Source organism: Phaeobacter sp. JH20_29 (assembly GCF_048056175.1).
GTDB lineage: Bacteria > Pseudomonadota > Alphaproteobacteria > Rhodobacterales > Rhodobacteraceae > Phaeobacter > Phaeobacter bryozoorum.
This window is the reverse complement of record NZ_JAYMWO010000005.1, coordinates 271,569-285,741: the sequence shown is the minus strand read 5'-3', so window position 1 is coordinate 285,741 and position 14,173 is coordinate 271,569. Positions and strand designations below refer to the sequence as shown.

At 58.9% G+C, this 14,173-nt stretch carries 16 protein-coding genes; 6 read left to right on the top strand and 10 right to left on the bottom strand.

Annotated elements, in window-relative coordinates; translation table 11 throughout:
• Positions 1-13: 13 nt before the first annotated feature.
• The 4 genes from VWZ85_RS04145 to regB form a co-directional block, all read right to left on the bottom strand.
• Entirely contained in the window at positions 14-1,012 is a 999-nt protein-coding gene (locus VWZ85_RS04145) for an aminoglycoside phosphotransferase family protein (protein WP_416587212.1), read from the bottom strand.
• A complete protein-coding gene (tsaE, locus tag VWZ85_RS04140; protein WP_416587210.1) occupies positions 1,009-1,485 on the bottom strand; it encodes a tRNA (adenosine(37)-N6)-threonylcarbamoyltransferase complex ATPase subunit type 1 TsaE in 477 nt (158 codons plus the stop codon). Before tsaE ends, VWZ85_RS04145 begins: the two co-directional genes overlap by 4 nt.
• Before the next feature lie 99 nt (positions 1,486-1,584).
• Positions 1,585-3,135, bottom strand: coding sequence for a PAS-domain containing protein (locus VWZ85_RS04135; protein ID WP_340547094.1), 1,551 nt, complete (start codon positions 3,133-3,135; stop codon positions 1,585-1,587).
• Positions 3,136-3,227: 92 nt separating this feature from the next.
• Positions 3,228-4,625, bottom strand: a complete 1,398-nt coding sequence (gene regB / locus VWZ85_RS04130; protein WP_416587208.1) for a sensor histidine kinase RegB — start codon at positions 4,623-4,625, stop codon at positions 3,228-3,230.
• Between the two features lie 380 nt (positions 4,626-5,005).
• Between regB and VWZ85_RS04125 the strand changes: the two genes are divergently transcribed.
• Together VWZ85_RS04125 and VWZ85_RS04120 are read left to right on the top strand one after the other, a co-directional pair.
• Positions 5,006-5,626 carry an SCO family protein gene (locus VWZ85_RS04125; protein ID WP_340547092.1) on the top strand — a complete coding sequence of 207 codons (621 nt, stop codon included), beginning with the start codon at positions 5,006-5,008 and terminating at the stop codon, positions 5,624-5,626.
• Positions 5,627-5,709: 83 nt separating this feature from the next.
• Positions 5,710-6,264, top strand: a complete 555-nt coding sequence (locus VWZ85_RS04120; RefSeq protein WP_014876423.1) for an ActR/PrrA/RegA family redox response regulator transcription factor — start codon at positions 5,710-5,712, stop codon at positions 6,262-6,264.
• A 41-nt stretch (positions 6,265-6,305) separates the two neighbouring features.
• Here the strand turns inward: VWZ85_RS04120 and VWZ85_RS04115 are convergent, their stop codons facing one another.
• Positions 6,306-6,902, bottom strand: coding sequence for an HD family hydrolase (locus VWZ85_RS04115; protein ID WP_340547091.1), 597 nt, complete (start codon positions 6,900-6,902; stop codon positions 6,306-6,308).
• A gap of 273 nt (positions 6,903-7,175) precedes the next feature.
• On the opposite strand from VWZ85_RS04115, the gene VWZ85_RS04110 reads away from it, so the two are divergent.
• The 4 genes from VWZ85_RS04110 to VWZ85_RS04095 all read left to right on the top strand — a co-directional run bounded on the left by VWZ85_RS04110 (position 7,176) and on the right by VWZ85_RS04095 (position 10,530).
• Positions 7,176-7,490: a hypothetical protein gene (locus VWZ85_RS04110; protein WP_340547090.1), complete on the top strand. Its 315-nt coding sequence runs from the start codon at positions 7,176-7,178 to the stop codon at positions 7,488-7,490.
• A 144-nt stretch (positions 7,491-7,634) separates the two neighbouring features.
• The gene (gene ahcY / locus VWZ85_RS04105) at positions 7,635-9,026 is read left to right on the top strand and encodes an adenosylhomocysteinase (RefSeq protein WP_340547089.1); all 1,392 of its coding nucleotides are present in this window, start codon (positions 7,635-7,637) and stop codon (positions 9,024-9,026) included.
• A gap of 252 nt (positions 9,027-9,278) precedes the next feature.
• The gene (locus VWZ85_RS04100) at positions 9,279-9,938 is read left to right on the top strand and encodes a PRC-barrel domain-containing protein (RefSeq protein WP_416534366.1); all 660 of its coding nucleotides are present in this window, start codon (positions 9,279-9,281) and stop codon (positions 9,936-9,938) included.
• A gap of 250 nt (positions 9,939-10,188) precedes the next feature.
• A complete protein-coding gene (locus tag VWZ85_RS04095) occupies positions 10,189-10,530 on the top strand; it encodes a DUF2853 family protein (protein WP_340547087.1) in 342 nt (113 codons plus the stop codon).
• Between the two features lie 369 nt (positions 10,531-10,899).
• On the opposite strand, the gene VWZ85_RS04090 is transcribed toward VWZ85_RS04095, so the two are convergent.
• Genes VWZ85_RS04090 through tsaD form a run of 5 tightly spaced genes read right to left on the bottom strand, consistent with a single transcriptional unit; the run spans position 10,900 to position 14,092 of the window.
• Positions 10,900-11,295 (bottom strand): DUF1761 domain-containing protein, encoded by a 396-nt coding sequence (locus VWZ85_RS04090; protein ID WP_416539901.1) that lies wholly within the window; start codon positions 11,293-11,295, stop codon positions 10,900-10,902.
• 44 nt (positions 11,296-11,339) lie between these two features.
• Entirely contained in the window at positions 11,340-11,762 is a 423-nt protein-coding gene (locus tag VWZ85_RS04085; protein WP_340547085.1) for an EVE domain-containing protein, read from the bottom strand.
• Entirely contained in the window at positions 11,762-12,034 is a 273-nt protein-coding gene (locus tag VWZ85_RS04080) for a YciI family protein (protein ID WP_340547084.1), read from the bottom strand. The genes VWZ85_RS04085 and VWZ85_RS04080 overlap by 1 nt, the downstream gene beginning before the upstream one ends.
• Before the next feature lies 1 nt (position 12,035).
• Positions 12,036-12,998: an NAD(P)H-dependent glycerol-3-phosphate dehydrogenase gene (locus VWZ85_RS04075; RefSeq protein ID WP_416587206.1), complete on the bottom strand. Its 963-nt coding sequence runs from the start codon at positions 12,996-12,998 to the stop codon at positions 12,036-12,038.
• The gene (gene tsaD / locus VWZ85_RS04070; RefSeq protein ID WP_416587204.1) at positions 12,995-14,092 is read right to left on the bottom strand and encodes a tRNA (adenosine(37)-N6)-threonylcarbamoyltransferase complex transferase subunit TsaD; all 1,098 of its coding nucleotides are present in this window, start codon (positions 14,090-14,092) and stop codon (positions 12,995-12,997) included. The genes VWZ85_RS04075 and tsaD overlap by 4 nt, the downstream gene beginning before the upstream one ends.
• Between the last annotated feature and the right edge of the window lie 81 nt (positions 14,093-14,173).

Sequence of the window (14,173 nt, the reverse complement as noted above, 5' to 3'; positions counted from 1 at the left end):
CTGGGGTCTGCCATCAGCCGCGCAACCGGTCGAGGACCTCAGGGGTGGGCACCGGCATTTCACGATGCAGGAACTCCGCCAGCGGTGCCATTGCCGGGTGGTCGAGGCCCCGATGAAAATGATCCCACACACGCGGGATCAGATCGACGTATTGCGGTTTGCCATAATCCCTGCCCAAACGCGCAAAAACACCCAGAATGCGCATATTTCGCTGCACACCCAGCACGGTATACGCCGCGCGAAAGCTGCCTTCGTCGACACCGGTCGCGGTGACGTAGCGATCCATCATCTGCATCTCGATGGCGGCAGGCACATCTCTGCGGGCGTCCTGTAACAGAGACACGAGATCATAGGCCCGATGACCCGCACGGGCGGCCTGGAAATCCAGCAATCCGACTTTTGCGACGCCGGTGCGCTCGGGCAGCCAGATCAGGTTTTCCGCGTGATAGTCCCGCTGAACCAAAACAACGTCACCTTTGATCGTGCGGCGCAGGATATCCTCGAACTGGTCGGTGAAGCGGGCAAGATGCTCAGCCGACGTCTCCTCACGGATCACATCCCGGTATTTTTCAAACGCGAGGCCGGAGAGTTCTGCCATCAGTCTGGGTCCCAGCGGCTCCAGCTCTGGCATCGGGGCGTCATGCAGGGCGATCAGAACATCGGTAGCGGCCTCATATAGCGCGCGTTCCTGTGCCGGATCATCGCGCATCACACGCGCAAAGAGAGCATCGCCCAGATCTTCGATGATCAGGAACCCGTTTGTGCGGTCTTCGGCCAGAATCTCCGGTGCGCTCAGTCCCTGGTCGCGCAGGTAGGTCGCAATCTCCACAAATGGAGCAACATCCTCGCCCTGATCAGGCGGGGCATCCATCAGCACAACAGAGGTGCCATCGTGATGGCGCAGCCGTTCATAGCGCCGGTTGGACGCGTCGCCGGCCAGCGGCTCGCGCGTCCAGTCCTGCCAGGGGGTATCACTCAGAAAGGTTGAGATGAGATGGTTTCGGTCGGTCATGTGGAAATCTGCTTCATCAGGGTGTCCCAGCGCGGATCGCTCCATCGCAGGGTGGCGGTGCGGGCATCGTCATGGTCTGGGTCCAGCGCCAACGAAACATGCAGCGCGTCGCTTGGCGTGAGTTCCTCTAGGCGGTCCGGCCATTCAATAAGGCAAATAGCTGTTTCAAAAGCCGCAATCAGACCCAGCTCTTCGATTTCATCGAGGGCTGACAGACGGTAAAGATCGGCATGCCACAGCTCTCCGCCGGGCAGCTCATAGGTCTGAACCAGAGTGAATGTGGGCGAGGGGACATCCTCGGGCACGATCATCTGAGATTGGATCAGGCTGCGGGCAAAATGGGTTTTACCGGCGCCGATGACGCCTTCCAGCAGCAGGCAATCGCCACCCTGCAGCTGGGCACCAATACGGGCGGCAAGCACGGCGGTGTGGTCGGGTGAGGCGAGAGGGATTACGAGCGTCTGGGTTGTCATGGGGCGACAATGCCGCCACGCGCGCAAGGCTGCAAGCCGGATCGAAAAAGCCCGGTATCGAACCGGGCTTTCCTGCTGATCGAAGGGCTGCCTACAGCGCTATTTTTCCTGCTTGGTAATCGCAAACCGCTGTTGGTCCACCGGAGCCGGTGCCGGGTCCGGGGAGCGGAAGCTGACCATGGTTGCCCCGTTCTGGATGGCGGTCACCTTGCAGATCAGCGGGGTGCCGTTGCGCAGCTGCACGTTTGCCCACCAGGGGGTGCGGCTGTCGCTACCTGCAACGAAATCGCGAACTTCTCCCCAGGCCGGTGTTGCGGCGCACATGTCCTGCCATACCCGACTGGAGTCCATGATGGTGATTTTGGCAAAGCTGCCGTCGGGATCCATCTGCCACAGATCGTGATAGGCGGCGTTGGAGAAGGTCATGGTACCGTCATTTGCAAAAACGGCGATGGCTTCGTCCATCTGGTCCATGATCGACTGACCCATTTCAAGCTCGGAACGGAACTGGCGGGTCAGGGTGATCTCGGCGGTGATATCCTCAAACAGGAAGGCAATCGCCCCATCCGGGTGCGGGCGGCCAGAGACGGAGTAGACTGACCCCGATGGCAGCGACCATGTTTCCTGATAGCGGCCCTCGGCCGCAGCTTCCAGAAGGTCGGCCATCTGATGGCGCCAGCTGGAGTAATTCTTGGGTTCCGGCATCATGCGTTGATCGCGCAGCCGGTCAAAGAAGGTCAGCAGATTCGGCCGCGAGCTGAGGAAATTGGCGGGCAGGGCGGTCAGGTCGATCAGCACCGGATTGAACAGTACCAGCTGACGATTCCGGTCAAAAATCGCAAGACCGATAGAAAGCTGGGCAAACGTCTTTGCCAATGTCTGGACGAAGTTGCGCTGGGCGATTTCGGCGTCAACAACCGCATTCACATCCACCGCGTGGCACAACCAGCCGGCTTCGGTTTCGGTGGTCGAGATATTGTACCAGAGCTTCTTCTTGCTCTCGGGCATGGGGATCGAAATCCGTTCAGGTTTGCCGCTGGCCATCGGGTCATCAAGATTGGTGAACAGCGGTTCCGAGAAATCGACGTTGCGGCCACGGAGCTTCTGGCTGAGATCGTCATAGGCAAGATTGGACCAGGTAACCGCACCGTCATCGGATTGCAGCCAGACAGGGTAGGGCGCCTGATGCACGGCTGAACGCAGGGTCGTAAGCTCCTGGTCGATGCTGTGATTATGCTCCTCGGATGTCGTGCTGCGAAGCTGTACCCGGGTGACACCATCAATCCATTCGCAGAGCGCCTCGCGGCTTTCGGCATTTGCCGTACCCGAGAGCACCAGCGGTCCGACATCCTTCAGAAAGCCGGGAGACTGCGGCAGGCCCGGATAGCTGCGGGCCAATTGTTCTCGCAGGTTGGCCCAGCTGAAGCTCTCCGCCTGTTCGCCCACGAACCGGCGCGCGCCGGAGGACCAGCCGATCAGCGTCGTGTCATCAAAGAGAAACACCGCATCAGAGCGCCCATCGCCCTGCAGCAGATCCTGCTCAAAGCCCTTGGGTTTGGGGTTCGGAGACAGCCACCAGACAGCTGCTGCGGCCGTAGCCGCACAAAGCGTTGCCAATACAAGCCAGTCGGTCGATAGGATCTGCTGCATGATGTCCGTTACCCACAAGTGTTTTACTCTCCCGACCGATGTTTCCCGATAATGGTTAAATGAAGTTTAATTGGTTGCCTAAAAGTGAATAGTTAAATTTCTATACGTTTATTTTCCCCGATGGGAACGGCATTTTCGCCCGTCAGAGCGTCAATCTTGCTTCGGGGCCAGCTGACCTGCACCAATGCGCCACAACGTTCCGGATCACGGGTCAAGGTCTGATTGGGATCGGATCCATTTGCGAAAATCAGCTGAGCGCCGCTGCGTTCCAGCAATGTCTTGGCGATGAACAGTCCCAGACCCATGCCCTCATACTCGGGACGCTGGCGCCGGTCGCTGTCGCTACGACGCCGCCGCACGAAGGGGTCGCCGATCCGGCCCAGCAGATGTGACGGGTAGCCCCGACCATCGTCGCTGATGCGCAGGGTAATCGTCTCATCGTTCCAGCTGGCATCGATCCAGACTGTTGTTCGGGCAAAATCCACCGCGTTCTGCACGAGATTGCGCAGGCCGTGAATGATTTCCGGCTGGCGCAGGATGGTCGGATGCTGGGGATCGCCATCGCTTTCCGGGGCTTCCTCGAAGATCACGGTTTTGCCCCGGTACATATGCGGTTCTGCCGCCTCGTTTATCACGGTGGAAAGCGGGGCCTGGCGCAGATGCAGATCATCCTTGCCCGCGCGCCCCATGCCTCTGAGAATATCGCGACACCGGTCCGCCTGTTCACGGATCAGAGCGGCATCTTCGCGCAGGTCGGGCCAGTCATCCAATTCGTCGATCAACTCTGCGCTGGCCAGTTTGATCGTGGCCAGCGGTGTGCCCAACTCATGGGCCGCAGCGGCCACAACGCCGCCCAGATCGGTAAGCTTCTGTTCGCGCGACAGGGCCATCTGGGTCGCGGCCAGCGCATCCGACATAGAGCGGATCTCTGCACTAATCCGGTAGGAATAGGCGCCAATGAACAAGACCGCGATCACGATGGCAGTCCAGTTGCCAAAGACAAAGATATCCGGCACCCGTAGCACAAACCCCTGCGGCGTGCGCAGCGGCAGATGAAATTCCGCAAGCAGTGTTACCAGGATGATCGCGGTGGCACCGATAATCAGGGTCGAGCGCAGCCGCATCATCGAGGCGGAAATCGTCACCGGCCCCAGCACCAGCAGCGCGAAGGGGTTGTTCAATCCACCGGTCAGATAGAGCAGGAAGTTCAGCTGCAGGAGGTCAAAGAGAACCATCAGGAAGTTCTCGAATTCCGAGAGGCGTTTGTTCTGCGGGAACAGAATGATCGCAATGAGGTTGCCCAGAACCGAAACACCAATCGCGATATAGCAAAGCACGAGCTCCAGCTGCAGATTATAGAGCTGCTGTGCCACGGTGATGGCAGAGACCTGACCAGCTATCGCCACCCAGCGCAGCAGGATCAACGTGCGCAGGCGAATCCAGTGGCTCCGTTCCTGCCCGCTCAGCAGGTCAATATTTGTCGCGCTCATACCGCACTCCGTGCCGAGGGGATGGGGCCATTTTGTTTGGCTCCGGTCGGGATCTGGCTGACATATGGCCTGCTCTGGAACAAGACGAAACCAGACTGTCGCAGTATCCTCGCATTCCTGGCGCAGACAGACAATTGATCTGCTTTGGCGATGGCCTCCTTATACGGTGACTGTCGCCGGGATCGCCCGCGGCTGCGCTGATTTGTCCGTCTGGTCATTGGGGTAAGGCCTGCGATAGGTCGACCCTCGTGCAGGATCGCTGGACCACTTCTGGCCGATGCGCGGCGGCTGCTTCGCTCCGCCCGTTGCATCGCCTGAGATTCTTGGTAGGTCTGGCGCAGCCTGATGACCCATCTAATTCTTGCGCAAAGTGTGATCTCATGACCCGTCTCTATGCCATCCTTGCTGCCGTTGTTGTTGCTGCCCTGGTAGGGGGAGCCTGGTTTGCCACACGCGGAGGCGGCGCGGGTGATGACTTCGCCGAATGCCGCGCCAGTCAGATCGCAGGAGGGTCCGATACAATCGGCGGACCGTTTGAGCTGCTGAACGCCAAGGGTGAGACGGTGACGGATAAGGATGTGATCACCAAGCCGTCGCTGGTCTATTTCGGCTATACGTTTTGCCCTGATGTCTGCCCTCTGGATGTTGCCCGCAATGCCGAGGTCATCGATCTGCTGGATGAGCGTGGACAGGACGTGACACCGGTGTTCATCTCCATCGACCCGGATCGCGACACACCTGAGGTGGTGGGTGATTTTGCCGCCAATCTGCATGAACGGATGATTGGTCTGACGGGATCACACGAACAGGTTAAGGCCGCCAGCCGCGCCTACAAGACCTACTACAAGAAACATGACGGCGACGAAGACTACTATCTTGTTGATCACTCGACCTTTTCCTATCTGGTTTTGCCCGAGCAGGGATTTGTGGAGTTCTTTCGCCGTGACGAGACACCGGAACAGGTTGCTGACAAGGTCGGCTGCTTTCTGGAAAACCTGTAATCCTGATGAAGGTTTGACGTTTCGGAGGCGAGACGTAATATCAAGCCTCACGACCTGATAACATTGCGGGGGAGACCGACAGCATGGGCGAAGCTGCTATGCAGGAAATAGGACCGGACAAGACGCTCTTGCTGGTCGATGATGACGAGCCCTTTCTGCGGCGCTTGGCCAAGGCCATGGAAAAACGTGGCTTTGAGGTGGAGACAGCAGGATCTGTCGCAGCAGGCAGCGCCATAGCCACAGCCCGCCCTCCAGCCTTTGCGGTGGTCGATCTGCGGCTAGAGGACGGCAACGGGCTTGATGTGGTGGAGATCCTGCGAGAGCGCCGCCCCGACAGCCGAGTGGTTGTTCTGACTGGATATGGTGCCATTGCGACAGCCGTTGCAGCGGTGAAGATTGGTGCGACGGATTACCTGTCAAAACCTGCTGATGCGTCGGACATCATGAACGCGCTGCTCGCCAATGAAGAAGAGCTGCCGCCGCCGCCGGAAAATCCAATGAGTGCGGATCGTGTGCGGTGGGAGCATATTCAGCGGGTCTATGAACTATGCGACCGGAATGTATCGGAAACCGCGCGACGGCTGAACATGCACCGGCGCACGCTGCAGCGAATTCTCGCCAAACGCAGCCCCAAGTGAAGCGAAAGCCTCTCCAGATCGGGAGAGGCTTTTTCTTGGGATCAGAGCAGTGCCAAAAGATCGGCGTGCCGGGTGATGTAATCTTTGCGGACCTCGACTGGTGGTCGCAGGCGGATGGAAAGCCCTTCCATAAGCGCTTGATCCGGCTTTCCAAACAGGCGGTCGGCTTCGCTGCGGGAAAATCCGGCGATCTCGATTGCTTCCATCCAGGCGCTGATCCGATCTGCTTTCTTGATCTGGGCCTTGACCGTTTTAGGTAATACGGCAGGCAGACCAAAGCGGATATGAATCGCCGTCGTCAACCGCTGGTCCAATTCGCCGTAACTTGGGCCAACGGCATTCTTTACTGGCGAAATCATGTCTCCGATGACATATTCCGGCGCGTCGTGCAGCAGGGCCGCCAGCTTCCATCGCACCGGCGCCTTCGTGTTCAGGCGACCGTAGATCGTCTCCACCAGAAGCGAATGCTCTGCCACGGAATAGGCAAAATCACCAATGGTCTGGCCATTCCAGCGCGCCACAAAGGCCAGCCCATGGGCAATATCCTCGATTTCGACATCGACCGGAGTCGGATCAAGCAGGTCAAGGCGGCGACCGGAGAGCATCCTTTGCCAGGCGCGCGGAGGTTTGGGGGGCATGGTCAGTCTCTTCCTTTGGCGGTGGGTTCTGACTAGCCGGTGAGTGCGTGCAGCGCAATTGCCGGCACGGCGCCTAAGGCAGGCCGCCAACGGTGTTCTCGAGCCTATGTGGTGGCAGGATCACCTGCTGAGCACACATGGACACCACGAACAGTTGACCGGCCGGGATTTGATACCGGCCGGTTCTGGCCCCATATTTATAGGTACGACAGGGGCTCTTGCCCCCTTGGCAAGCCTCTTTCGTCGCTTTGGCACATGCGAAAGGAGATTGTCATGTTTAAACGTCTTGCCTGCACCTCGCTTATCTTTGGGATGCTTGCGACTGCGCCGCCGGTGCTTGCCGCTGGCTGCAGTCCCCGCGATCACCTGGTGGATCGTTTGCAATCCTCATACGCCGAGCGGTTGACTGCTGGCGGGCTGCAAGCCAGCCAGCCCGTTTCCACCGTGATCGAATTCTGGGCTTCAGCAACAACCGGCACTTTCACCGTGCTGGTTTCCCATCCCAACGGGTTGAGCTGTGTGGTGGCCTCCGGCACCGGGTTTTTTCAATTGACGGAAGACCCCAGGCCGCAAGGCACCCCCAGCTGACCTGTCCCCCCGGACCGTTGGGAAGGTCGGGGCGCACGACCTCCGGTCGCTGCGCCCCGGCGCTTTCGGGCATCTTCGTTGCTTATAAACCATTGCGGTGTTACCTGCTGCGGTAGACAAAATGTAACCGGAATGGAGCACGCAATGGCCGGGGATTATATCGTCAAGGACATCGCGCTGGCCGAGTTTGGCCGCAAGGAACTCGACATCGCTGAGACCGAAATGCCGGGGCTGATGGCCCTGCGTGACGAATATGGCGACAGCAAGCCGCTGAAAGGGGCCCGGATTGTCGGGTCGCTTCACATGACCATCCAGACTGCGGTTCTGATCGAAACGCTGGTGGCGCTGGGCGCGGATGTGCGCTGGGCCTCCTGCAACATCTTCTCGACCCAGGACCACGCTGCGGCCGCAATCGCGGCAGGCGGCACGCCTGTCTTTGCGATCAAGGGCCAGACCCTTGTAGAACATTGGGATTATCTGGATCGCTCGTTCCAGTTCCCTGAAGGCGCAAACCTCATTCTGGATGATGGTGGCGATGCAACGCTTTACGTGCTGCTTGGCGCGCGCGTAGAGGCTGGCGAAACCAATCTGATCGAAGTTCCGACCTCCGAAGAGGAAGAAGCGATCTTCAACCAGATCAAAAAGCGTATGGCCGAAAGCCCGGGCTGGTTCACCAAAACCCGTGAGGCGATCAAAGGCGTTTCCGAGGAAACCACCACCGGCGTTCACCGTCTTTACGAGCTGGTGAAAGAAGGGCAGCTGCCCTTCCCGGCGATCAACGTGAACGATTCGGTCACCAAGTCGAAGTTCGACAACAAATACGGCTGCAAGGAATCGCTGGTCGATGGTATCCGTCGTGCCACCGATACGATGATGGCAGGCAAGGTCGCCGTAGTTTGCGGTTACGGCGATGTGGGCAAGGGCTCAGCTGCCTCCCTGCGCGGCGCCGGTGCCCGGGTTAAGGTCACCGAAGTGGACCCGATCTGCGCCCTGCAGGCCGCGATGGACGGTTTCGAAGTGGTCCTGCTGGAAGATGTAGTGGACAGCGCCGACATCTTCATCACCACCACCGGCAACAAGGATGTCATCCGCATCGAGCATATGCGCGAGATGAAGGATATGGCGATTGTTGGCAATATTGGCCACTTCGACAACGAGATCCAGGTCGCCAACCTCAAAAACCACAAGTGGACCAACATCAAGGAACAGGTCGACATGATCGAGATGCCCTCGGGCAACCGTCTGATCCTGCTCTCCGAAGGCCGCCTCTTGAACCTTGGCAACGCGACGGGCCACCCGTCTTTCGTGATGTCGGCCTCCTTCACCAACCAGGTGCTGGCGCAGATCGAGCTGTGGACCCGTGGTGAGGCCTACAAGAACGATGTCTACATCCTGCCCAAGCACCTGGACGAAAAAGTTGCTCGTCTGCACCTGGACCGGATCGGTGTGAAACTGTCGAAACTGGCCCCCGAACAAGCGGCCTATATCGGCGTCAAACCCGAGGGCCCGTTCAAGCCTGAGCACTATCGCTACTGATCCTATCTTCCTTCTGATTTTCGGAATGAAGTAAACGTACAGAACACCCCGCCTTCGGTGGGGTGTTTTCTTTTATGTAACTGATTTTTATTTGCCTTTTAATAGGTCTGACCTAGCACGCACCGCGCGCGACAACGTTGTTTCGCGCTCAAAAGTTCCAATAATTTAATGTCGAGATTCCGGAAAAATCCGGGAACGTATTCGAGCGGCATGACGTTTGATTTCCGTACTTCAAACGAAGGAGAAAACGACATGACCGAACTGAAAACCAAAACCCGTATTCTTGCTGGTGTGACTGCTGCTGCCCTGATGGCTGGCGCTGGTATTGCGCAGGCTGGCACCTCGGTGCCGCGTGGCGAAAGCAAGGCCGACACCCAGATCGAAACTGTTGGTGGCCAGGAAACAACCGGCAGCGTGTCGCTCGACACCACCGAAGGCACCACCGTTCCGCGTGGTGAATACAAGGTAGATAGCGGCGTTGAGACCGTGAACGGCCAAACTCCGGCGGATGGCGATGAAAACGTCAATGTAAGCTCTGACGCTTCCACCACCATCCCGCGCGGGGAATATGATGCCTCGGATGCCGCTGGTGAACCTCTGCCGCCACTGGATGAGATGACCGTCGCTGATCTGGTCGGCAAAAACGTCTTCTCCGCGACCGGCGAGAATGTCGGTGAGATCGACTATGTGATCGAACAGGACGGTAAGATCGCAGGTGTGATCGGCGTCGGCGGTTTCCTTGGCCTGAATGAATACACCGTTGCCGTGCCGTTGTCCGACATGGATTTCACCCGCAACGGTCAGCTGAAGCTGAGCACACGTACCGAGGCGGCTCTGCGCTCGATGCCGGAGATCGACGAAAACATGATCAAGCCGCTGCAGGATGATCGTCTCATCGGTGACCGCGTATAACGCGACTCTGCCACATTGAATCGGCACCTGATTGAGGTGTTGTGAGATGGCTTTGGCGCCCCTCATCCGAGGGGCGCCATTTCTGTCGTGTTCGGCGATTGTTCGTCGTTTCGCACAGAAATGAGAGGTTACCGCCGAAATTCCCGGTTGCCCTGTTCCGTTCTGCGACTAAGCTGCTGGAATAAGAACTGATCAGGCGCAGTGCCTGGCGATACCAGTAGTTCCGCTGAGTAACATGGGAGAGAGAGTTTTGGGAAAACGCGACGATCTGATCGAGCAATATGCAAGTGATCTGAAAACCAAATGTGGCATGGATCCGGATATGGACCTGCTCACCAAGGTCACCATCGGCTGTGGTCCGGCCATCTATGACGCCGACGCATCCACCGTAGCCTCCAGCCAGCCGGCAGAGCTGGAGACCGTCAAAAATAACTTCCTGATCAAGAAATTGGGCCTGTCCGATGGGCCCGAGCTGATGTCTGCAATCGATAGCGTGATCGAGACCTACGGGAAGTCTGAGCGGAACAAATACCGCGCAGTCGTCTACTATATGCTGACCAAGCACTTCGGAAAAGAATCCGTCTACGGCTGATCAGATTGCCTGAAGACCGCTGAGGATCGCCCGTCGGAAGCCCCCGGCGGGCGCTTTTCGTATATCATGATGTATGGTGGGGCGGCTTCTTCTAAGTCGTTCTGTCATTGGTTCGTGGAGACACCGGGATTAACCGACATCACGGCGACACGGAACATGCCCCGGTTGTACATGTATTGCATTTTACCTGTATTGCCTTTGCGGAATCACCGCTGGTCGGCCTATCTTCTAGATACCGGTCAGGATGGCCAGGATCACAGATTTACGAACACGTGTGGTGGAATTGGAGCACGTGGGGTGAAAGGGAAGATCCTGTCATATGATCGGATCTTCCCTTTTTTGTGCATAGCGTTTCGCCAGCGAAGGGCGTCAGAACAACGTCAGCACGATACCAATCGCACCGCAGGCCAGCGTAGCGTAGCCGCCATCAATCATTGACAGGCGCAGCGGTCTGACAGCGTAGAGGTTATTGATCATGATCCATGGGGTGATGAAAAACAGCCCTACGCCCAGCCCGCCGACGAGGCCACCGCCCACGGTATCAATCCCCGACAGGGCAAAGACATGGCGCATCATGCCCGCAACAATGAGCTGAAGCACAAAGGTAGCAACAAAAACCGCCGGTGTTTGCCCACCTGTCGGTTTGCCGTTTTCATCGCGAGGCACCTTTGCCGCCTGCATCCAAGGCTCAGCCAGCACGCCATACCAGACCGCGCCCAGAACAAAGCCGGCAATCGCGGCTGCGATAACATTCAGTATTTCCATTGCACTCTCCCTGATACTAGCGCCAGCCTGAGAATTCTGTCAGATCAACCGGGATCTGTCTCCCCCAACGCGCAGATATGGGCCCATTCTTCAGCGGTGACAGGTTGTACCGAGAGGCGGGAGTTCTTGACCAGAACCATGTTTTCAAGCCGCGGATCGGCTTTTATCTGATCAAGTGTCACCGGTTTAGAGAAGCTGCGCACCGCTTTGATATTGACGCATTCCCAGCGCGGGTCATCCGTGGTGCTGTCTGGGTGGGCCTCGGCACAGATTTCGACGATCCCGACCACAGATTTCTCCTTCATCGAGTGATAAAAGAACCCGAGGTCGCCGATTTCCATGTCGCGCATGAAGTTGCGCGCCTGGTAGTTGCGGACGCCGTCCCACTCCTCACCCGCGTCACCTTTGGCTAGCTGATCAGCCCAGCCCCAGGTGGAGGGTTCGGATTTGAACAGCCAATAGGCCATCAGCCGACGACCTTTTTCCAGGTGATCAGCTCAACCGCTTCAAACAGTCCGGCCTTTGCATAGGGGTCGCTATCCGCCCAAGCCTGGCCCGCAGCCATGTCCTCGACATCAAGGATGATCAGCGAGCCGACCATGCCGCCGTCTTGATCCAGTAGCGGTCCCGCCTGCGCAACAACGCCGGTCTCCTCGATATAGGCCAGATGCGCGGCACGGTTGTCCATCCGGGTCTGCAAATGATCAGGTTTATCGCGCGCGATCAGGGCAATCAGCATGTCATTCCTCTTTTAGTGGTCTTGAAAGCAGTTGAGCGGTGGCATCGGCAATCGTCAAGCGCTGATCGAGCAGGGCGACGACGATAGCGGTGATAGGCATGTCCAGTTGCCGCGCCGTGGCCGCGGCATGGACCGCGCGTGCCGTGGCGGCGCCTTCGACTGTGATATTTGGATCGAAAGCCTCGCCGCGGCCGATGGCAAGCCCCAGGCGGTAGTTTCGCGACAGATCAGAGCTGCATGTGAGCGTCAGATCGCCAAAACCGGAGAGACCGGCCAGTGTCTCGGGGCGGGCCCCTGTGGCCAGCGCCATACGCTGCATCTCGGCATATCCCCGGGTCATCAGCGCGGCGCGGGCGCTATCGCCCAGACCGGCACCAATCACGGCGCCGCAGGCAATTGCGATAACATTTTTCAGCGCACCGCCAATCTCTGCGCCAATCGTATCTGTGGTGCGATAGAGCCGTAGGGTCTTGGTGGTCAGCTGTTGTTGTAATTCCCTCCCGGTCTCTGCGTTGCCACAGGCCAGCGTAAGGGCCGTTGGCAGGCCCCGTGCGATGTCAGCGGCGAAACTGGGGCCGGTCAGCAACGCCGTTCGGGCCTCGGGCAGGCAGTCACGGATCACCGCCAATGGACCAAGCCCGGTTTTGAGCTCCATCCCTTTGCAGCAGGCCACAAGCCTGCGGTCGCGCAGCAAAGCGGCGTGAGCGGTTATGAACCCGCGCAGCGTCTGCATTGGCACCGCAAGCAGCACCGTTTCGGCCTGTGCGGCGCGTTCCAGATCGTCTGTCACCGTCAGCTTGTCCGGCAGCGCAGCATCTGGCAGGCGCCGACTGTTGCGGCGGGTTTCCTGCATCTGCAGCGCCTGGTCGGCGTCGCGCGCCCAGAGGGTGACCGGCCCGTTGGCTACCAGCGATATCGCCAGAGCAGTGCCAAAGGCACCGGATCCGAGCACGGAAACACTCATGCCTTTGCTCCTTTCTTGCCGCTGCCCAACATGGCAGGGCTGCTTTGGTCCAGTGGCCAGCGTGGTCGCGCGGCAAGGTCCATGCCGTCGCGCTCGCCATTGCGAAACCGTTCCAGTCCGGCATAGGCAATCATCGCGGCATTGTCGGTACAAAGTGCCAGCGGCGGGGCTACGAACCGGGCGTCGAACTCGGCACAAACTGTCTCTAACGCGGCTCTAATGGAGGTATTGGCCGCGACACCTCCGGCAACGGCAACCGTGCGCGTGTCGGGGATCTCCTCGAGGTAGAGCCGGATCGCCCGGCGCGTCTTCTCGGCCAGAACATCGGTGACAGCTGCCTGAAATCCGGCGCAGAGATCGGCCCGATCCTGACGTGTCAGACCGCCTTTTTCGGCCATAACCTGATCGCGCATCCGCATCAGCGCCGTCTTGAGGCCGGAGAAGGACAGGTTACAATCTGGACGATCCAGCAAAGGGCGGGGGAAGCGGAAACGACGAGGATCACCGGTCTCCGCCTCAGCCTGTACGGATGGGCCACCCGGTTGCGGCAGACCCAGAAGGCGGGCGGTTTTATCGAAAGCCTCACCCGGAGCGTCGTCAATGGTGCCGCCAAGCCGTCTGAAATCGGCAGGCCCACGAACGATCAGGTACTGACAATGGCCGCCGGACACCAGAAGCATCAGATAGGGGTAAGGGACCGCATCGGTCAGCCGTGGAGTCAGCGCATGACCGGCAAGATGGTTCACGCCAATCAGCGGCAGCCCGCTCGCGGCGGCCAACCCCTTTGCGCACATGACCCCGGAGATGACGCCGCCAATCAGCCCGGGACCTGCGGTGACCGCGATGGCATCCATATCCGACAATCTCAGGTCGGCGGCAGCCAGCGCATCACGAACGCAATGATCAAGTTTTTCAGCATGAGCGCGGGCCGCGATCTCCGGTACAACGCCTCCAAAGGCACTGTGAAGCTCGGTCTGGCCGAAAACGATGGAAGACAGCACCTCCGCCGGGCCGTGTCCCGGATGGCGCACTACCGCTGCCGCCGTATCATCGCAGCTGCTTTCCAATCCCAGCAGGGTGAGGTCTCGTGTCATGGCGTTACCGTTGCATCATATCCCCGCTGGGGCTACCACCTATGGCAGTGGCGAACAATCCCGAGGGGCGTGTGATGGTCG